A 19,784-nucleotide genomic window follows, 5' to 3' on the forward strand; every position below is an offset into this window, starting at 1 on the left:
CTTATCACACAAAATCGCAGCGATGCACGCCTGCGCGCCCGGCTTTGGTGGCCGGGCGCGGCACGCTTGGTCGATCAGAGATCGATCAGCAGGCGGGTGGGATCCTCGATCGCTTCCTTGATGGTCTTGAGCGCGGTGACCGCTTCGCGACCGTCGATGATGCGGTGGTCATAGGACAGCGCGATGTACATCATCGGGCGGATCACGATCTCGCCGTTGCGCACGACCGGGCGGTCCTCGATGCGGTGCAGGCCGAGCACGGCCGACTGCGGCGGGTTGATGATCGGGGTGGACATCAGGCCACCGAACACGCCGCCGTTGGAGATGGTAAAGGTGCCGCCCTTCATGTCTTCCATGGTCAGCGCGCCTTCGCGGGCCTTCTTGCCATAGTTGGCAATGGCCTTTTCGATGCCCGCGAACGAGAGCTTGTCCGCGTCGCGCACCACAGGCACGACCAGGCCGTTCGGCGCCGAGACGGCGACCGAGATATCGACATAGTCATGGTAGACGATCTCGTCGCCCTGGATCTGCGCGTTGACGGCCGGAATGTCCTTGAGTGCCAGGCACGAAGCCTTGGCGAAGAACGACATGAAGCCCAGCTTCACGCCGTGCTTCTTCTCGAACACGTCCTTGTACTTCTCGCGCGCGGCCATCACGGCCGACATGTCCACGTCGTTGAACGTGGTGAGCAGGGCGGCGTTTTCCTGCGCGCTCTTGAGGCGCTTGGCGATGGTCTGGCGCAGGCGCGTCATCTTGACGCGCTCTTCGTTGCGGCCCGGGGCAGCGACGCTGGCCGGAACGGCAGCGGCGGTGGCCGCCGGAGCGGGCGAAGCGGCCTTGGCCTGGGCGGCGGCGAGCACGTCTTCCTTGGTCAGGCGGCCGTCCTTGCCGGTGCCCTTGACGGTCGACGGATCGATGCCGTGCTCAAGCACCGCGCGGCGCACGGCCGGCGAGAGGGCGGCAGCGGCGGCATCGTCACCGGTCGGAGCCGGGGCCGGGGCCGGAGCGGCGGCGGGGGCCAGCGTATCCGAAGCGGGCGGAACGGGCTTTTCCTCGCGCGGGGCGACAGGCACGTTGCCGGCCGCGGCCACGCCGTCTTCCACGGTGCCGAGCAGGGCGCCGACCGTGACGGTCTCGCCTTCGGCAACCAGGATCTGGCCGAGCACGCCGGCGACGGGCGAGGGCACTTCGACGGCGACCTTGTCGGTTTCGAGGCTGACGATGGGCTCGTCCAGAGCCACCGCTTCACCGGGCTTCTTCAGCCACTGGCCGACCGTCGCTTCGCTGACGCTTTCACCGAGCGTCGGAACCTTGACTTCGATGGACATGACTTGGTGTTCCTTGGGGAGAATTCAGGTGGACGAAACGGCCGGGTCAGGCCTTCTTCTTGCGGCGGATTTCCTCGCGCACCGACAGCGCCAGGGCATCGGCCACCAGGGCGGCCTGCTCGGCATTGTGGCGCTTGGCCAGGCCCGTGGCGGGCGAGGCCGAGGCGGAGCGGCCGGCGTAGCGGGCGCGGCCCACCTTGCTCTTGGCGGCCTTGAGCGCTTCCTCGACCAGCGGTTCGGCAAAGAACCACGAACCGTTGTTCTTCGGCTCTTCCTGGCACCATACCACGTCTTCCAGATTGGCCATGCGCGACAGACGCAGGGCCAGCGGCTCGCCCGGGAAGGGATAGAGCTGCTCGATCCGGATGATCTGGGTATCGGTGATGCCGGCCGCGTCGCGCGCCTCGATCAGGTCATAGGCGACCTTGCCCGAGCACAGCACGACCCGGCGGGTGTCCTTGTCTTCCGGCGCCGAAGGATCGGACAGGATGCGCTTGAACTGTGCGTCGCCCAGGAAATCCTCGGCCGAAGACTTGGCCAGCGGATGGCGCAGCAGCGACTTGGGCGTCATGATGATCAGCGGCTTGCGGAACGAGCGGTGCATCTGCCGGCGCAGCACGTGGAAGTAGTTGGCCGGGCTGGTGATGTTGCACACTTGCAGGTTGTCTTCGGCGCAGAGCTGGAGATAGCGCTCCAGGCGGGCAGAGGAGTGTTCCGGACCCTGGCCTTCATAGCCGTGCGGCAGCAGCATGACGAGGCCGTTGGCGCGCAGCCACTTCGCTTCCGACGCAGCGATGTACTGGTCGATCACGATCTGGGCGCCATTGGCGAAGTCGCCGAACTGCGCTTCCCACAGCACCAGCGTCTTGGGATCGGCGCTGGCATAGCCGTATTCGAAGCCGAGCACGCCATATTCCGACAGCGGGCTGTCGAGCACGTCGAAGCGGCCGTGGGGCAGCGTCGAAAGCGGCACGTACTTGTGCTCGTCGGTCTGGTCGACCCACACGGCGTGGCGCTGGCTGAAGGTGCCGCGCCCGCAGTCCTGGCCCGAAAGGCGCACGTTGTAGCCTTCGGTGACGAGGCTGCCATAGGCAAGCGCTTCGGCCGTGGCCCAGTCGAACCCGGCGCCCGAGTTGAACATCTCGCGCTTGGCATCGAGCACGCGGCCCAGCGTCTTGTGGACGGTGAGGCCTTCGGGGATCGCGGTCAGCGTGCGGCCCAGGCTGTCGAACAGCTTCTGCTCGATGCCGGTGGCCACGTTGCGGCGTGCGGTCACCGGGTCAGCCGGCTTGTTCAGGCCTGCCCAGCGCCCGCCGAACCAGTCGGCCTCGTTGGCCTTGTAGCTCTTGGCGGCTTCGAACTCGTTTTCGAGCGTGGCGGTGAAGTGGTCTTCGGCCTCGCCCTTCCAGTTCTTGTCGATCACGCCTTCGGCCACCAGGCGTTCGGCATAGAGCGACGAGACCGCCGGGTGCTTCTTGATCTTGGCGTACATCAGCGGCTGCGTGAACGAGGGCTCATCGCCTTCGTTGTGGCCAAAGCGGCGGTAGCACCACATGTCGAGCACGATGTCGCGGCCGAACTGCTGGCGATAGTCGATCGCCAGCTTGCAGGCGAAGGTCACGGCTTCGGGATCATCGCCGTTGACGTGGATGATCGGCGCCTGGACACCCTTGGCCACGTCGGACGGATAGGGCGAGCCGCGCGAGAACTGCGGGCTGGTGGTGAAGCCGATCTGGTTGTTGATGATGAAGTGGATGCAGCCACCGGTGTTGTAGCCTTCCACGCCGGAAAAACCGAAGCATTCCCAGACGATGCCCTGGCCCGCAAAGGCCGCGTCGCCGTGGATCAGCACGGGCAGCACCTGCTTGTGCTTGCCGGGGCCGACGTCGTCGCGGAACTGCTGCTGCGCCAGGGTCTTGCCCAGCACGATGGGGTCCACCGTTTCCAGGTGCGACGGGTTGGGCAGCAGGCTCATGTGCACCTTGGTGCCATCGAACTCGCGGTCGGTGCTGGTGCCGAGGTGATACTTCACGTCGCCCGAGCCACCCACGTCCTCGGGATTGGCGCTGCCGCCCGAGAATTCATGGAAGATCACGCGATAGGGCTTGGCCATCACGTTGGCGAGAATGTTGAGGCGGCCACGGTGGGCCATGCCGTAGATGATTTCCTTCACCCCGCGCTGGCCGCCGTACTTGATCACCGCTTCGAGCGCGGGGATCATCGATTCGCCGCCGTCGAGGCCGAAGCGCTTGGTGCCGACGTACTTCTTGCCGAGGAACTTCTCGTACTGCTCTCCGCGCACCACGGCCGAAAGGATCGCCTTCTTGCCTTCGGACGTGAAATCGATCGACTTGTCGCCGCCCTCGATGCGGTCCTGGAGGAACTTGCGCTCTTCCACGTCGGCGATGTGCATGTATTCCAGGCCGATCTTGCCGCAATAGTTCTTGCGCAGGATATCGACCACTTCGCGCACGGTGCCCCATTGCAGGCCCAGCGTGCCGCCCAGGAAGATCTTGCGATCCATGTCCTTGGCGGTGAAGCCGTGGTATTCCGGGCTGAGATCGGCCGGCAGGTCCTGCTTGGACAGGCCCAGCGGATCGAGATCGGCGGCCAGGTGCCCGCGCACGCGATAGGTGCGCACCAGCAGCATCACGCGCAGGCTGTCGCTGGCGGCCTGCTCCAGCGCGGCTTCGTCGAGCGCGGCGCCGGCCTTCTTGGCGGCCTTGGCCACTTCGACCTTGAGCGCCATGGGATCGAGCGCACGGGTCAGGTCATCGCCGGCGAGCGCGTCGGTAATCGGCCAGCGCGGCGATTGCCAAGAGGGGCCCTGCTGCGGCGCATCCTGGGCAGGATCGACTTCGAACTCGTGCACGTCTTGTCCCATCGTCAATTCACTCCTTTGCCCCCGGGGAGGGGAGGGGCTTCGGAAAGAGGCATGAGGCAAGCCGCGAAACCCAAAGGCGGCCTGCCTGTGATTGTCATCGCTTGGCCGGTGTCATTGCCGGATCGGCGGCCATCGTCCGCAGCGATTGCGGGGATGGGCCGGTCATCCTTAATGCCGCCCGGTCAAGGCCCTCCGAAGAGGGCCTTAAGGGTATTGCCCGGCCGGAAATACCGGCCCGGCTTGCAACGCGCGATGCGGCCCGCGCCCGCCGCGAAGGGCAGGCGCGGGCCGCGCACGGGATCAGGCGAGCGAGGGATCGATGCCCTTGCACGCCACCAGCAGTTCCTTGACCGCGTCGACCGAGACCTGGAGATTGGCCTTGGCGGTTTCATCGAGGTTGATCTCGATGACCTTTTCCACGCCGCCGGCGCCGATCACCACCGGCACGCCGACATAGAGGCCGTCAACGCCATAGGCGCCGTCGACATAGGCGGCGCAGGGCAGGATGCGCTTCTGGTCGTTGAGGTAGGCTTCGGCCATGGCGATGCCCGAGGCGGCCGGGGCGTAGAACGCCGAACCGGTCTTGAGCAGGCCGACGATTTCGCCGCCGCCCGAACGGGTGCGCTGCACGATCGCGTCGATCTTTTCCTGGGTGGAGGCACCCATCTTGATCAGGTCGGTGACGGGGATGCCGGCGACGGTGGAATATTCCACCACCGGAACCATGGTGTCGCCGTGGCCGCCGAGCACGAACGAGTTCACGTCGCGCACCGAAACGCCGAATTCCCAGGCGAGGAAGGTGCTGAAGCGCGCCGAGTCGAGCACGCCGGCCATGCCCACCACCTTGTTGGCGGGGAGGCCCGAGAATTCGCGGAGCGCCCAGACCATCGCGTCGAGCGGGTTGGTGATGCAGATCACGAAGGCGTCGGGCGCGTTGTCGCGGATGCCTTCGCCCACGGCCTTCATCACCTTGAGGTTGATGCCGAGCAGGTCATCGCGGCTCATGCCGGGCTTGCGCGCCACGCCGGCCGTCACGATGATGACGTCCGCGCCGGCGATGTCCTTGTAATCGTTGGTGCCGATGATCTTGGCGTCAAAGCCTTCGACCGGGCCGCACTGCGAGAGATCGAGAGCCTTGCCCTGGGGAACGCCTTCCACCACGTCGAACAGGACGATGTCGCCCAGTTCCTTCTGCGCGGCCAGATGCGCCAGAGTGCCACCGATGTTACCCGCGCCGATCAGCGCGATCTTCTTGCGTGCCATGTGCTTTACGGTCCTTTCCCGGAGTCGTCGCGGGACAAGCGTTCAAGCGTTGCCGGCAAAAGCCCCCGGATGGAGGTCCCCCCGCGCCCGCGAGACGGGAAGGGTTGCCGGCAAGTGGAGGGGCACGTAGGCCTGCCGGGGAGGGATTGCAACCGCAAAAAACCCCGCATTCGCGGGTTTCTTTGATATCAGTTCGCAATATCGTTAAGCGGTAAATCCACCGTTCATACGCATGCGCCCGGCGGTCTCGCGCCGGGTGGGAAGAACGGCGAGGACGCGGCCATTTTCAGGCGCGGCGTGACACGCGCACCACGACACTGCAATTCACGCCAGCCCGGCCAGTTCCCGGCGCAGTGCCTGCGCCTTGCGCCGGTCCAGCGTGTGGCACACTTGCGCCCACCAGTCGGCCTCTTCGCTGTCTCCGGCGATCGCCGCGCGGGTGGCGGCGCGGGCGGCGTGGCCGGCGGCAGCATGGCCGTGGCTGGCAAACAGGCGCAGCGCCTGCGCCAGCAGGGCATCTTCTTCCAGCCGGTTTGCCAGGCGCCCGGCCATGGCGCGCACCGGCGAAGGATAATCCGGGGCAGCTTGCAGCGACCAAGCGGGGTTGTCGTTGGCGGCTTGCGCCGGCCGCCCGGCGGGGCGGCGGAGACAGGGCGAGATCATGCCGTAGCGAGGGGCGAAACGCAGCATGCGCGGGTGGTCTCCGTTGTTGGTCGCGACACCGAATGATCGGCTTTTTTCCGATTCTGGTGGCGACGCCGGGGTTAAATCCGGTGCCGCCGTGCCGTCCTTGTAAGGGGCACCGCGCTAACAGGGCGTGAGACGAGACGGTAAACGGCGCGTTGATGCTGACGCTTGGGTCGATTTTTCGGCAGCGAGCGCGATTGCGCGATATCAGCCGTGCGGCTGGGCGATCCACTTGCCTGCGTTTTCATAGGCTTCGCGCGCTTCCGGGCGCAGTTGCGCGTTGGGCGCGCCGGGCAAGGGCGCTGCCGTGGGCGCAACAGGCGCGGGCAGGCCCGCGCGCAGCGGCGACTCGGCCTGGCTTGTTGCAGGCGCCGGGCTGGCGGCGCGGTCCAGCGCGCTCATCCGGCCATCCTCGAATGCCTTTTCCAGTGTCAGCGGATCGGCCAGGTCAGCCGCAGCGGGAACCCAGGTGCGCGGGTGCGGCGCGGCCAGCGGCTCCCCGCCGCGATAATCGCCGGTGAACGCGGTCGGCTGGCCGGCGCTGCCGGCCCAGCGATAGAACCGGTGTGCCCCGATCGTGCCGATGAAGGCCAGCTTGTCGGCCCACAGCGGATGGACCGCGCTGGTGTGATAGTGCGTGGCCAGGCCCACCGGGGCAAAGACATTGCCGGCCAGGGCATCGGCGGCAACGCGGCGCGCGCGGTCCCAGAACTGCTGCACCGGGCGGCGGGCCATGGCGCCGTCGCAGGCAAAGCTGAACTGGCAGCCGGGCCGTTCCGACCCCTGGAACACCACGCCGCAGACGGTCTTGGGAAAGGCGGGATGGGCCACGCGGTTGAGCACGACCTGGGCCACCGCGCGCTGGCCGGCGTCCGGTTCGGATGCTGCCTCGTAGTAGATCGCGGTGGTCAGGCATTGCAGCGCGCGCCAGCGGTCTTCCCCGCTGCCTGTGGCAAACAGCGGGCGCGCCGCCGGATTGCGTCCCCATGCGGCAAGGCCGGATGCGTCGTCGGCATCGCTGCGGATTGCGGCGACCTGGCGGTCCCAGGCCCGCGCGGCATCGCCGGGCGCGACCAGGCCGCTGTCCTGCGCGGAAACATAATAGAACGCCGAGCCGGGAAAGCTTTCGCCGGCGCGTTCGAACGGTTGCAGCGCGCCGTCGCGATCGTGCGCGGCGGCGGCATCGATCCCGGGCGATCCCCAGCCGATCGCGCCCAGCACCACGCCAATCGCCCCGATCGCGGCAATCCCGGCGCTCCGTTCGGCCAAGCGCGAAGGCGCGCGATGCTGGTGGCGCCACGAGGTCATGTCGCGGCGGCGGATGCGCGCGGTGAAATCGCGCGGGCGCACCGATGGTAGCGTCAAGGCCTGGAGCAGCGCCGCGTCGGTCTGCCGGCGTTCCGCCATGGCCACGCGCTCGGCCGCGTCCGGCGGCGGCAGCAGCGCCTCGGGCGGCAGGGTGGGCGTGGCGCCGGGAAAGGGAATCGGGTCTGGCATCGGGTGAGGGGCCTGGTCGGGCAATGGTGCCTTAGTCGCAGCAGGGCAATCCTGCACGGCGGGAATTGTCCTCGTCCCGATAAGGCACAGGCTGCTGCGGTTTGGTTAATCGCCGCTGCGGGCTTGCCCCTTGGTACAGGGGGCGCTATCGGCCCTGCCTGACGCCACCGGTGCCCGTTTCGCGCGGGCTAAGAGGGAAGCCGGAACCAACCGGCGCTGCCCCCGCAACTGTTTCCGGACGAGCGCCGCGCCCTTGTGCGCCACTGGTCCGCCACGGGCTGGGAAGGCCGGCGTGTCGCGATGACTCCGGATGAGCCAGGAAACCTGCCGGTGTGTGGTCGTTCCGCGGCCGGGCGGGGTGTACCGGGCGCAAGCGTGACGAGCTTTCCGCCAAGGCCCGGCGGACCCTCGCGCCATGGACGGCAAGACTGTCCAAGGGCCGGGAGGAACACAAAACCATGAAGACCTCGCTTGTCGCGCTGGCCGCTGCCCTTGTCATGCCGATTGCCGTGGCGCTGCCCGCTTATGCCGATGAAGCCGGCCCAGTTGCCGATGGTGCCGCCGATGGCGCCCCGATCACGGTGCTCGCCACCGGCAGCGACCGGGCGCTGGACCAGACCGGCCAGGCCATCACCGTGCTGCCCCTCCAGACGATCGAGGCGGTGCAGGGCGTGGATCTCACCCGCGTGCTCGACCGCGTGCCGGGCCTGACCTGGTCGCGCACCGGCGGCCTGGGCGCGCAGACCGCCGTGCGCCTGCGCGGCGGGGAAGGACAGCATACCCTGGTGCTGGTCGATGGCGTGCGCGTGGAAGATCCCTCGGCGCCGTCGGGCGGGTTCGATTTCGGCACGCTGACCAGCAGCGGGATCGAACGCATCGAGGTGCTGCGCGGCTCCAACTCGGTGGTCTGGGGCAGCTCGGCGATCGGTGGCGTTATTGCCGTCACCACGCGCGAGATCGATGGCGTCGAAGCCTCGGCCGAAGCCGGTTCGCGCCGCAGCTATGATGCCGATGCCGTCGCGGGCGTGAAGCGCGAGGCTTATGCGTTCTCGCTCAACGGTGGCTATGCCACCACCGATGGCGTCTCGGCAGCGGCCAGCGGCACGGAGCGTGACGGCTATGACCAGTGGCACGTGGGCGGCAAGGGGCGCCTCAATCTCACCGACACGCTCTCGCTGGTCGCCACCGCGCGCTATGCCGATGGCAAGACCCAGATCGATGGCTATGACGCGGATTTCAATTTCACCGATACCCCGGAATACACCATCACCCGGCAGTTCTTCGGCCGCGCCGGGCTGCACTATGCCGGCAGCGCGCTGACGCTCGACGCGGGCTATGCGCTGTCCGACACCCGCCGCCGCTATTACACCGGCGGCGCCGACGACACGTTCGAATATGGCTACAACGGCCGCAGCGAGCGCGCGGAACTGATCGGCCGCTATGCCCTGCCGGCGAACCTGGCGCTCGATTTCGGGGCGGACCGGGAATGGACGCGGTTCGACAGCACGTTCGACGCGCGCCAGACCGCGCATCTCACCAGCGGCCACGCCATGCTCGGCTGGTATACCGCCAAGGCCAGCCTTGCCGCCGGCGTGCGCTATGACGAACAGAGCCAGTTCGGCGGCAATGTCAGCCTGGGGGCCAATGGCACGGTGGAAGTGGTGCGCGGGCTGCGCCTCAACGCCAGCTATGGCGAAGGCTTCCGCGCGCCCACGCTCTATCAGTTGCTTTCGCCCGACTATGGCAACCGCAATCTCGATCCCGAGCGCAGCCGCAGCTACGATCTGGGCCTGGTCTATACCAGCGCCGATGGCACGTTCCACGCGGGGGCCACGCTGTTCCGCCGCGATACGCGCAACCTGATTGCCTATGTCTCGTGCTTCATGGTCGAAAGCGCGCTGTGCGAAGGCCATGCCTATGGCGTCTATGACAATGTCGGCAAGGCGCGCGCGCAGGGCGTGGAGCTGGACGTGGGTGCCGCGCTCAGCCCGCGCGTGAAAGGCACGATCGCCTATGCCTATACCGAAGCGACCGACCGCACGCCCGGCGCCGCCACGTTCGGCAACGATCTGGCCCGCCGCCCGCGCCATGCCCTGACCACCTCGCTCGACTGGACCACGCCCTGGGCCGGCCTGGCGCTGGCGGCCGACGTGCGCTTCCAGTCGGAAACCTTTGACAACGCGGCCAATACGCTCAAGCTGGAAGGCGGTAGCGTCACCACGCTGCGCGCCAGCCTGCCGGTGCTTCAGGCTTCGGGCCATGGGGTCGAGCTGTTCGGCCGCGTGGAAAACGTGTTCGACCGGCCGCTGGTGACGGCAGCGGGCTATGGCGCGCTGGGTCGTTCCGTGTTCGGCGGGGTTCGCCTGCGTTACTGATGGCGCCGTGGCGCCGGCAAGAGGAATGACCGTGACGTGATCGTGGTGCCCCGCCCGTTTCCCTGGCGTCTCGCGCGTCGCTGCCGGCTGCTGCTGGCGGCGGCCGCGATCGTCGGGCTGGCGGGCTGTGCCCAGGTCTCACCGGGGGAGCAGGCCGGCAGGCGCGCCGATCGTCTGCCCCGGATCGTCTCGCTCAATCCGTGCAGCGATGCGATCCTGGCCGAGGTCGCCGATCCGGCACAGATCGCCGCGCTGTCGTTCTATAGCCGCGATCCGGCGCAGACCTCGATGGACGTGGACCTGGCGCGCCGCTTCGCGACGACCGATGGCGCGGTGGAGAGCGTGCTGGCGCTGCATCCCGATCTGGTGGTGACTAGCACTTATGCCGATCCGGCCACGGTGCGGGCACTGCGCGGGCTGGGCCTGCGCGTGGAAACCGTGGGCATTGCCGCCTCGCTCGATGCAGCGCGGGACCAGGTGCGCGATGTGGCTGCCTGGGCTGGCCAGCCTGCGCGCGGCGCGGCGCTGCTGGCCCGGATCGACCGCGCCGTGGCCGATGCCGCGCCGCCGCACGGGCAGCCGCCCATTCCGGCCGTGCTGTGGGAGCCGGGCGGGCTGGTGCCCGGCCGCCAGACGCTGGTGGCCGATCTGATGACCCGCGCCGGCTTTGCCAATTTCAGTGCCCAGCGCGGGTTGGGGCAGTCCGAGCGCCTGCCGCTCGAACGCATGCTGGCCGATCCGCCGCGCCTGATCCTGGCCGTGGCGGACAAGGTCGGGCCGGAGGGCGACCGGCTGCTGTTCCATCCCGCGCTGGCTGCGCTCACGCAGACCCGGCGTGCGGCGATTTCGCCCAACCTGATCTATTGCGGCGGCCCCACCATCCCGCGCTTCCTGGCGCGGCTGGTGGCGGTGCGCCGCCAACTCGAAAGCCCTGCGTTGGACCAGCCGCAATGAACCGCGCCACTCTTCCGCTCGTGCTCGGCGCCTTGCTGCTCGTGCTGTTTCCGCTGTGCCTGCTGGCGGGGCAGGTGTGGATCAACCCGTTCGATCCGGCCGGGGCCAATGCCACGGTGATCCTGGCGCAACTGCGCCTGCCGCGCGCGGTGCTGGCGGTGGTCGTCGGCGCGGGCCTGGGGGCGGCGGGCGCGGCGATGCAGGGCTATCTGCGCAATCCGCTGGCCGATCCCGGCCTGTTTGGCGTGGCGCCCTTGGCCGCGCTGGGCGCGGTGCTCTCGCTGTTTGCCGGCTATGCGGTGCAGCCTTTCGTGCTGCCGGCGATGGCGCTGGCCGGGGCGGCGGGGGGCATGGTCCTGCTCGCGCTGATCGCCTCTGGCCCGCGCACCGGCCTGGCCGGCGGGGTGGCGCTGTTCACCCTGGCGGGGATGATGCTGTCGAGCCTGGCCGGCGCGCTCACCAGCCTGGCGATCAGCCTGGCGCCCAATCCCTTTGCCCTGACCGAGATCGTCACCTGGCTGATGGGCGCGCTGACCGATCGCAGTTGGCACGACGTGGCGCTCGCCGCGCCGCTCACCGCGCTGGGCCTGGCCGTGCTGTGGCGCGCCGGGCCGGCGCTCGATGCGCTCACGCTGGGCGAACTGGCGGCGCGCTCGATGGGGCTCGATCCGGCGACCTTGCGCTGGATGATGGTTGTCGGCGTCGGCTTGGTGGTGGGGGCTGGCGTGGCGGCGGCGGGGGTGATCGGTTTTGTCGGGCTGATGGTGCCGCATATCGTGCGCCCGTTCACGGATCGTCGCCCCTCCAGCCTGCTGCTGCCCAGTGCGCTGGCCGGCGCGCTGTTGCTGCTGCTGGCCGATGCGCTGTGCCGTTGCCTGCCGCTGGCCGGTGGCGAACTGCGGCTGGGTATTGCGCTCAGCCTGCTGGGCGCGCCGTTCTTCCTCCACCTCCTGCTGCGCCTGCGGCGCGGCCTGGCCTGAAAGGGGCCGCGCATGGATCTGGTTGCCGATGCCGTCACCGTGGTGGGCCGCCTGCGCGAAGTGCGCGCCGGGCTCGCGCCCGGGCGCCTGACCGTGATCTGCGGCCCCAACGGCGCGGGCAAGTCCACGCTGCTCTCCGCGCTCGCCGGGCTGGTGGAGCCCGATGGCGGGCGGGTGTGCCTGGGCCAGCATCGCCTGGCCGAACTGACCGCGCGCGAGCGGGCGATTGCCATCGGCTATCTGCCCCAGGCGGGCGAAGTGGCGTGGAACGTGACGGTGGAAACGCTGGTGCGGCTTGGCCGCCTGCCGCACCGCACCCCGGCGCGGGTCGATGCCGCCGCCACCATGGCCGCGCTCGACGCGCTCGATCTCAATGCCCTGGCTGCCCGCGAAGTGGGCACGCTCTCGGGCGGCGAACGCGCCCGCGCGCTGCTGGCCCGCGTCCTGGCCGGGCAGCCGCGCTGGATCCTGGCCGATGAACCGCTGGCCGCGCTCGACCTGGCGCACCAGCAGGCGCTGCTCGCCCATTTCCGCCGCCTGGCGGGGCAGGGCGTGGGCGTGGTGGTGGTGGTTCACGATCTGGCGCTGGCGATGAACCATGCCGATCACGTGATCGTGCTCGATCGCGGCACCGTGGCCGCCAATGGCCCGCCGCATGTGGCCTTGGCGGAAGAGGTGCTGTCGGGCGTCTGGGGTGTCAATGCGCGCTGGGTGGGCGATGGCCGCACCCGCGCGCTTGCGATCGGCTGATCGGCTTCCCACATTCCGGATCTGTCTTCCCTGCCCACCAAGCCATCTTGCAGCGCACTTGCTGCGCTGCCACAGGCTTGCGTGAATCGAACAAATCTGGAACACCGCCCGTCATGTCGACCGCTCCTTCTCGTGCGCCCAGTGCCGCTCGCTCTGCGCTGACCACCCTTTCCGTGCGTGGTGCGCGCGAACACAACCTCAAGGGCATCGACGTCGATCTGCCGCGCGACAGCCTGGTGGTGATCACCGGCCTGTCCGGCTCGGGCAAGTCCAGCCTGGCGTTCGACACGATCTATGCCGAAGGGCAGCGGCGCTATGTCGAATCGCTTTCGGCCTATGCGCGCCAGTTCCTGGAAATGATGCAGAAGCCCGATGTGGAGCACATCGACGGCCTCTCGCCCGCCATTTCCATCGAACAGAAGACCACCAGCCGCAACCCGCGCTCCACCGTGGCGACGGTGACGGAAATCTATGACTACATGCGCCTGCTCTGGGCGCGGGTGGGAATTCCCTATTCGCCGGCCACCGGCCTGCCGATCAGCGCGCAGACCGTCAGCCAGATGGTCGATCGCGTGATGGCCCTGCCCGAGGGGACGCGCGCCTATCTGCTCGCCCCCGTGGTGCGCGGCCGCAAGGGCGAATACCGCAAGGAACTGGCCGAGTGGCAGAAGGCGGGCTACACCCGGGTGCGGATCGATGGCGAGCTCTATTCCATCGAGGATGCCCCGGCGCTCGACAAGAAGTACAAGCACGACATCGAAGTCGTGGTCGACCGCATCGCCGTGAAGGACGGCATCCAGACGCGGCTGGCCGACAGTTTCGAGCAGGCGCTCAAGCTCGCCGATGGCCTGGTCTATATCGACCTGGCGGACACGACCGTGGCCGAATTGAACGGCGAAGCGGCGCCGGAAAAGCCCAAGAAGGGCAGCGCCGCCAAAAGCGCAAAGGGGGGGCAGCTCAAGGGCGCCGGCCTGCCCGACAACCGCATCGTCTTTTCCGAGAAGTTCGCTTGCCCGGTCTCCGGCTTCACGCTCGACGCGCTCGAACCGCGCCTGTTTTCGTTCAACGCGCCGCAGGGCGCCTGCCCGGCCTGTGACGGGCTGGGCGAAAAGCTGCTGTTCGATCCGCAACTGGTCGTGCCCAACGAGCACCTCAGCCTCAAGCAGGGGGCCATCGTGCCTTGGGCCAAGTCGAACCCGCCCAGCCCCTATTACATGCAGGTTCTGGCGAGCCTCGCCGACCATTTCGGCTTCAGCCTCGATACCCCGTGGGACAAGCTGCCGGGTGAAGTGAAGATCGTGATCCTTCACGGCACGGCGGGCAAGGCTGTGCCCTTGACCTTCATCGACGGCAAGAAGAGCTACACCGTCTCCAAGGCCTTCGAGGGCGTGATCGGCAACCTCAATCGCCGCATGCTGCAAACCGAAAGCGCCTGGATGCGCGAGGAACTGGGCAAGTTCCAGACCGCGCAGCCCTGCGAAACCTGCAACGGCGCGCGGTTGAAGCCCGAGGCGCTGAGCGTGAAAGTGGCCGGCAACGACATTTCCGCCACCACGCGCCTGTCGGTCAGCGATGCGCTGGAATGGTTCGCCACGCTCGATGGCAAGCTGACCAGCCAGCAGAGCCAGATCGCCAAGGCCATCCTCAAGGAAATCAACGAGCGGCTGGGCTTCCTCAACAACGTCGGGCTGGATTACCTCAACCTCGACCGCACTTCGGGCACGCTCTCGGGCGGGGAGTCGCAGCGCATTCGCCTGGCCAGCCAGATCGGCTCGGGCCTGTCGGGCGTGCTCTACGTGCTCGACGAACCCTCGATCGGGTTGCACCAGCGCGACAATGACCGTCTGCTCGAAACCCTGAAGCGCCTGCGCGACCTCGGCAACACCGTGATCGTGGTGGAGCACGACGAAGACGCGATCCGCGCGGCGGACTGGATCGTCGATCTCGGGCCGGGCGCGGGCGTGCATGGCGGGGACATCGTCGCCCAGGGCACGCTGGAAGACATTCTCGGCAACGAGAACAGCCTCACCGGCCAATACCTCACCGGCGCGCGCCGCATCGAAGTGCCCAAGAAGCGCCGCAAGGGCAACGGCAAGAGCCTGGTGGTCGAAGGCGCGCGGGCCAACAATCTCAAGAACGTGACCGCCAAGATCCCGCTCGGCACGTTCTGCTGCGTCACCGGCGTGTCCGGCTCGGGCAAGTCGAGCCTGACCATCGACACGCTCCAGGCCGGTGCGTCGCGCGTGCTCAACGGCGCGCGCGTGGTGGCGGGCGCCCATGATGCGATCAAGGGCCTGGAGCATTGCGACAAGGTGATCGAGATCGACCAGTCGCCGATCGGCCGCACCCCGCGCTCCAACCCGGCCACCTACACCGGTTCGTTCACCCTGATCCGTGACTGGTTCGCGGGCCTGCCGGAAGCGCAGGCGCGTGGCTACAAGGCCGGGCGGTTCAGCTTCAACGTCAAGGGCGGCCGCTGCGAAGCCTGCCAGGGCGATGGCCTGATCAAGATCGAGATGCACTTCCTGCCCGACGTCTACGTGACGTGCGAGGAATGCGGCGGCAAGCGCTACAACCGCGAAACGCTCGAAGTGAAGTTCAAGGGCCACTCGATTGCCGACGTGCTCGACATGACGATCGAGGACGCGGTGGAGTTCTTCAAGGCCGTGCCCCCGATCCGCGAGCGCATGGCGATGCTGAACGAAGTGGGGCTGGGCTATGTCAAAGTCGGCCAGCAGGCCACCACGCTATCGGGCGGCGAAGCCCAGCGCGTGAAACTGGCCAAGGAACTGGCCCGCCGCTCCACCGGCAAGACGCTCTACATCCTGGATGAACCCACCACCGGCCTGCACTTTGAAGACGTGCGCAAGCTCCTGGAAGTGCTCCACCGCCTGGTGGAACAGGGCAACAGCGTGGTGGTGATTGAACACAACCTCGACGTGATCAAGACCGCCGACTGGATCATCGACATGGGCCCCGAAGGCGGCGTGCGCGGCGGGGAAGTGGTCGCCGAAGGCACCCCGGAACAAGTGGCCAAGAACAAGGCCAGCTTCACAGGGCAATATCTGGCGCCGCTGCTGAAGCGGTAAGGTCGAAACTCCTCCCCGGCACGGGGAGGGGGACCGCCCGCGAAGCGGGTGGTGGAGGGGTGGCGCTGTCCAGAACGTCGCTCGCTTAGCGGCTCTACGTATGGGGTAGGCTAGCGGTGGCGCGAATGGGTTTACGACCGTTGAGCCTCCGTGCTCATAAACGTGAGGTGGTAAGCTTGATGGCGTATGGTGTACGACGCGCCTTATCTGAGGCGCGGGCGATGATATGGGGCTGCTGTCTCTTAAATGACCCCTGCTTTCTCTATGCTAGACGGATGCACGAAATTATGTTATATTCTCGATAGTTGTATTTTAATCGGGAGTGTAGGGGCAATGTCGAATGAGCTGAGTATAATCGAAAAAATTAAGGATATTGTCCTCAATGTTGATCCGGCCAGCATCGTTAAAGATGCCCAAAGCATGGGAATAAATGTTTCAGAGGCTGCGGATTTTGCACGTCAAGCGCACAACTATATACACATTGAACGGCTTTCTGAAAAATATGCTGCGATGACGGCGAAGCTTTGTGCTGCAAGTGGTTTTACCAGTGGCGTTGGCGGTGTTACCACTACGCTGGTCTTGGCTGGCGCTGACATCGCAAACATGGCGGCGCAGCTTTATCGGCTCAATCAAAAGCTTGCGTTGCTCAATGGGTTCGATCCCGAGAACGAACTGCATAACGAGCGGGCGCAGGCAATATTTATGGCTGCTCTAGGCATTGATGCAACTGCTCAGGCGGGAATTCGTGCTATTGTTACAAAGGCGGCCACAGAAAATTTTGCCAAGCGTGGTCCAGCATCTACACCCGTTATCCGTTTGGTTATGGAAATCGCGAAGATTTTGGGTGTAAAATTAACAAAGGCGCAAGCTGGAAAGCTGATCCCATTTGTGGGAGGTTTTGTTGGTGGAGGGGTGAATTACATATTCGCTAAATCAATGACCAAAAAAATGATGTCAGACTACAAGTCGGATTATTTTGATCGCTGGCAACTTCAAGCTAATAACGCTGAGGCGCTCTAGGAATTCTGAAGGCAGCATACTTATCTCATTGCCGCCGCATAAGCGCGCCAATGACATGGCACGCAGGGGGGCGTGGCTCGCCGAATCCAATTTTCTCACACGAAGGCGCGAAGAGGCTGATCATCTTCGTGCCTTCGTGGCTTCGTGTGAAATCAATGCAGTACCTGCGTTGCGCGCGTGTTCCGGGGCAGGGCGTTCTCGGCCGGCATGCCGAATTCCGGGGACAGAGCGGAATTCCGGGGACAGTATACTTATCTCGTTACCGCTGCGGAATTCCGGGGACAGTATACTTATCTCGTGGAATTCCGGGGACAGTATACTTATTTCATTGGCACCTCAGAAGTGCGCGAATGACGTGGCATGCAGGGGGCGTCGCTCCCCATCCCCTATTTGCTCACACGAAGCCACGAAGGCACGAAGAGGCTGATCATCTTCGTGCCTTCGTGGCTTCGTGTGAAATCAATTGAATATCTGCGCTGCGCGCGCGTTCCGGGAACGGAGCGTTCTGGGGCGGCGTGCCAATCAGCCTTGCCTTTCACCTCACCACCCCTCCACCACCCGCTGCGCGGGCGGTCCCCCTCCCCGAACCGGGGAGGATCTTGGTGGTCAGCGGAGTTTGGCGATGGGGAGGCCGTCGGCCTTGGCGCGGTCTTTCACGGATTCCTCGGTGCGGGTGAGGGCCTTGGCGATGGCTTTGAGGCCCATGCCTTTCTTGGCGAGGGTGTGGAGCTTCTGGAGTTCGGCGGGCGTCCAGGGCTGGCGGTGACGTTCGAATTTTTCGGCCATGGCTGGGGGTAGGCGATCGGGCGCGGGCTGTCCAAGGAAACGCCGTGCCAAGCCGTAGCAGGCCGCAAAAACGGGGGCCGGCATCGCTGCCGGCCCCCCATGCGCGCGTGGCCGTTTGACCGGCGTTGGGATCGGCGCGGGCCACGTCTCGCGGGCGGGGGCCTTCCGGGGCACGAAGCCCCTGGGCCGTTGGCGGCGTCTGGCTGGGCAGGCGGCGCCAAAGCTCCCGTGCGCGGTGCGTATCGCTCGCTCGGGGAAGAGCGAGGCCCGACCGGCCTTGCAACGCCGCTTGCGGGCGGCATCACGGGCGTGGCCTTTGCCGCGAAGCACCGCTCCCACGCGCGCCGATCATGAACGCACGGGACGGACCCCACCGGGGCAAAGGACAGGCAGATGGTTCCTTGCGCACCATCCCAAGCCGCGTGTCCTGACACGAGCGAGTGCGGGATTGCTGCGCACAAAACCACTGCCGCAAGCCCCCTCGCGGGCGCCAGCCATCCAGCTCACCATGCCGTGAAGGCACGAGCGAAGAAGGCCGGTGTTCCGTTTGGCAAAAGGCTTGCTCTTCCAGAAAAGAGCACTGCAAATCAGGGGTTTGCACCGGCTGATTGGCGGCACTGTTTCCTGTCGATGAAGGAATGCTGCGCCTGTCTTTCGAGTCGCGCAAGAGGGAATTTTGCGGATGGTTTGACGGGTGGGATGAGTGGTTTTCTGGGGGTGTTGGGCAAGGCTTCGCACCACCCCCCCGACCCCCTCCTCTGAAGAGGAGGGGGAGAAATATAAAAAAGCCCCCTCCTCTTTAGAGGAGGGGGTTGGGGGTGGTGCGAGGCCTCAAGCAAGGCCTGCAAACTGATGGAAAATCAGCGCCCCTGCTGGGCCAGCAAGCGCAGGCGCAGGGCGTTGAGCTTGATGAAGCCGGCCGCGTCCTTCTGGTCATAGGCGCCGGCGTCGTCTTCGAACGTCACGTGGCGTTCGGAATAGAGGCTGTCGGGCGACTGGCGGCCCACGACCGAGGCGAGGCCCTTGTAGAGCTTGAGGCGCACGGTGCCGTTGACCTTGGCCTGGCTGTGGTCGATCGCGGCCTGGAGCATTTCGCGCTCGGGCGAGAACCAGAAGCCGTTGTAGATCAGCTCGGCATACTTGGGCATCAGCTCGTCCTTGAGGTGTGCCGCGCCGCGATCGAGCGTGATCGATTCGATGCCGCGATGCGCCACCGCATAGATCGTGCCGCCCGGCGTTTCATACATGCCGCGGCTCTTCATGCCGACGAAGCGGTTTTCCACCAGATCGAGGCGGCCGATGCCATGCTTGCGGCCCAGCTCGTTGAGCGCGGTCAGCAGCGTGGCCGGGCTCATCGCCTCGCCATTGAGCGCCACGCCGTCGCCCTTGGCGAAATCGATGGTGATGTATTCCGGCACGTCCGGCGCGTCTTCCGGGTTGACCGTGCGCGAATAGACATAGTCGGGCACTTCCTGCCACGGGTCTTCCAGCACTTTGCCTTCCGACGAGGTGTGCAGCAGGTTGGCGTCGGTCGAGAACGGGCTTTCGCCGCGCTTGTCCTTGGGCACCGGGATCTGGTGCGCTTCGGCCCAGGCGATCAGCGCGGTGCGGCTGGTCAGATCCCATTCGCGCCACGGGGCGATCACCTTGATGCCCGGTTCCAGCGCATAGGCCGAAAGCTCGAACCGCACCTGGTCGTTGCCCTTGCCGGTGGCGCCGTGGGCCACGGCATCGGCGCCGGTCTCGCGGGCGATCTCGATCAGGCGCTTGGAAATCAGCGGCCGCGCGATCGAGGTGCCGAGCAGGTAATCGCCTTCATAGCGGGCATTGGCGCGCATCATCGGGAAGACGAAATCGCGCACGAATTCCTCGCGCAGATCGTCGATATAGATGTGCTCGGGCTTCACGCCCATCAGCTCGGCCTTGGCGCGGGCCGGTTCCAGTTCCTCGCCCTGGCCGAGGTCGGCGGTGAAGGTCACGACTTCGCAGCCGTATTCCACCTGCAGCCACTTGAGGATGACGGAGGTATCGAGCCCGCCCGAATAGGCCAGGACGACACGCTTGATCTCGGACATGGGCGGGCAACTCCTCAACTGAAAGACGCGGGAACCAAACGACGGGGCGCGCCTAACAGGGAGGGGGGGATATCGCAAGGCGCGCGGGGGATTTTC

13 protein-coding genes and 1 riboswitch are annotated in these 19,784 nt (G+C 66.5%); of the genes, 6 read left to right on the top strand and 7 right to left on the bottom strand.

Annotated elements, in window-relative coordinates; all coding sequences use genetic code 11:
- Positions 1–74: 74 nt before the first annotated feature.
- The 5 genes from odhB to IE191_RS09140 form a co-directional block, all read right to left on the bottom strand.
- Positions 75–1,328 (bottom strand): 2-oxoglutarate dehydrogenase complex dihydrolipoyllysine-residue succinyltransferase, encoded by a 1,254-nt coding sequence (gene odhB, locus IE191_RS09120; protein WP_191324067.1) that lies wholly within the window; start codon positions 1,326–1,328, stop codon positions 75–77.
- A 46-nt stretch (positions 1,329–1,374) separates the two neighbouring features.
- Positions 1,375–4,212 (bottom strand): 2-oxoglutarate dehydrogenase E1 component, encoded by a 2,838-nt coding sequence (locus IE191_RS09125; RefSeq protein ID WP_191324068.1) that lies wholly within the window; start codon positions 4,210–4,212, stop codon positions 1,375–1,377.
- 300 nt (positions 4,213–4,512) lie between these two features.
- Positions 4,513–5,475 carry a malate dehydrogenase gene (gene mdh / locus IE191_RS09130; RefSeq protein ID WP_191324069.1) on the bottom strand — a complete coding sequence of 321 codons (963 nt, stop codon included), beginning with the start codon at positions 5,473–5,475 and terminating at the stop codon, positions 4,513–4,515.
- 324 nt (positions 5,476–5,799) lie between these two features.
- Positions 5,800–6,165: a hypothetical protein gene (locus IE191_RS09135; protein WP_191324070.1), complete on the bottom strand. Its 366-nt coding sequence runs from the start codon at positions 6,163–6,165 to the stop codon at positions 5,800–5,802.
- Between the two features lie 204 nt (positions 6,166–6,369).
- Positions 6,370–7,659, bottom strand: a complete 1,290-nt coding sequence (locus IE191_RS09140) for a cell wall hydrolase (RefSeq protein WP_229815215.1) — start codon at positions 7,657–7,659, stop codon at positions 6,370–6,372.
- 165 nt (positions 7,660–7,824) lie between these two features.
- Positions 7,825–7,992, top strand: a riboswitch (cobalamin riboswitch).
- 125 nt (positions 7,993–8,117) lie between these two features.
- On the opposite strand from IE191_RS09140, the gene IE191_RS09145 reads away from it, so the two are divergent.
- From IE191_RS09145 to IE191_RS09170, 6 genes are all read left to right on the top strand, one after another.
- Positions 8,118–10,034, top strand: a complete 1,917-nt coding sequence (locus tag IE191_RS09145; protein WP_191324071.1) for a TonB-dependent receptor plug domain-containing protein — start codon at positions 8,118–8,120, stop codon at positions 10,032–10,034.
- Positions 10,035–10,070: 36 nt separating this feature from the next.
- The gene (locus IE191_RS09150) at positions 10,071–10,988 is read left to right on the top strand and encodes a helical backbone metal receptor (protein ID WP_229815216.1); all 918 of its coding nucleotides are present in this window, start codon (positions 10,071–10,073) and stop codon (positions 10,986–10,988) included.
- The gene (locus IE191_RS09155) at positions 10,985–11,968 is read left to right on the top strand and encodes a FecCD family ABC transporter permease (RefSeq protein WP_191324072.1); all 984 of its coding nucleotides are present in this window, start codon (positions 10,985–10,987) and stop codon (positions 11,966–11,968) included. Before IE191_RS09150 ends, IE191_RS09155 begins: the two co-directional genes overlap by 4 nt.
- Before the next feature lie 12 nt (positions 11,969–11,980).
- On the top strand, positions 11,981–12,718 hold the full coding sequence (locus tag IE191_RS09160) for an ABC transporter ATP-binding protein (protein ID WP_191324073.1): 738 nt from the start codon (positions 11,981–11,983) through the stop codon (positions 12,716–12,718).
- A 113-nt stretch (positions 12,719–12,831) separates the two neighbouring features.
- Positions 12,832–15,807 carry an excinuclease ABC subunit UvrA gene (uvrA, locus tag IE191_RS09165; RefSeq protein ID WP_191324074.1) on the top strand — a complete coding sequence of 992 codons (2,976 nt, stop codon included), beginning with the start codon at positions 12,832–12,834 and terminating at the stop codon, positions 15,805–15,807.
- Positions 15,808–16,140: 333 nt separating this feature from the next.
- The gene (locus IE191_RS09170; protein WP_191324075.1) at positions 16,141–16,827 is read left to right on the top strand and encodes an EcsC family protein; all 687 of its coding nucleotides are present in this window, start codon (positions 16,141–16,143) and stop codon (positions 16,825–16,827) included.
- 606 nt (positions 16,828–17,433) lie between these two features.
- On the opposite strand, the gene IE191_RS09175 is transcribed toward IE191_RS09170, so the two are convergent.
- Positions 17,434–17,613, bottom strand: coding sequence for an SANT/Myb-like DNA-binding domain-containing protein (locus IE191_RS09175; RefSeq protein ID WP_191324076.1), 180 nt, complete (start codon positions 17,611–17,613; stop codon positions 17,434–17,436).
- Between the two features lie 860 nt (positions 17,614–18,473).
- Positions 18,474–19,688, bottom strand: a complete 1,215-nt coding sequence (locus IE191_RS09180; protein ID WP_191324077.1) for an argininosuccinate synthase — start codon at positions 19,686–19,688, stop codon at positions 18,474–18,476.
- Between the last annotated feature and the right edge of the window lie 96 nt (positions 19,689–19,784).

Source organism: Novosphingobium pokkalii (assembly GCF_014652855.1).
Taxonomy (GTDB): domain Bacteria; phylum Pseudomonadota; class Alphaproteobacteria; order Sphingomonadales; family Sphingomonadaceae; genus Novosphingobium; species Novosphingobium pokkalii.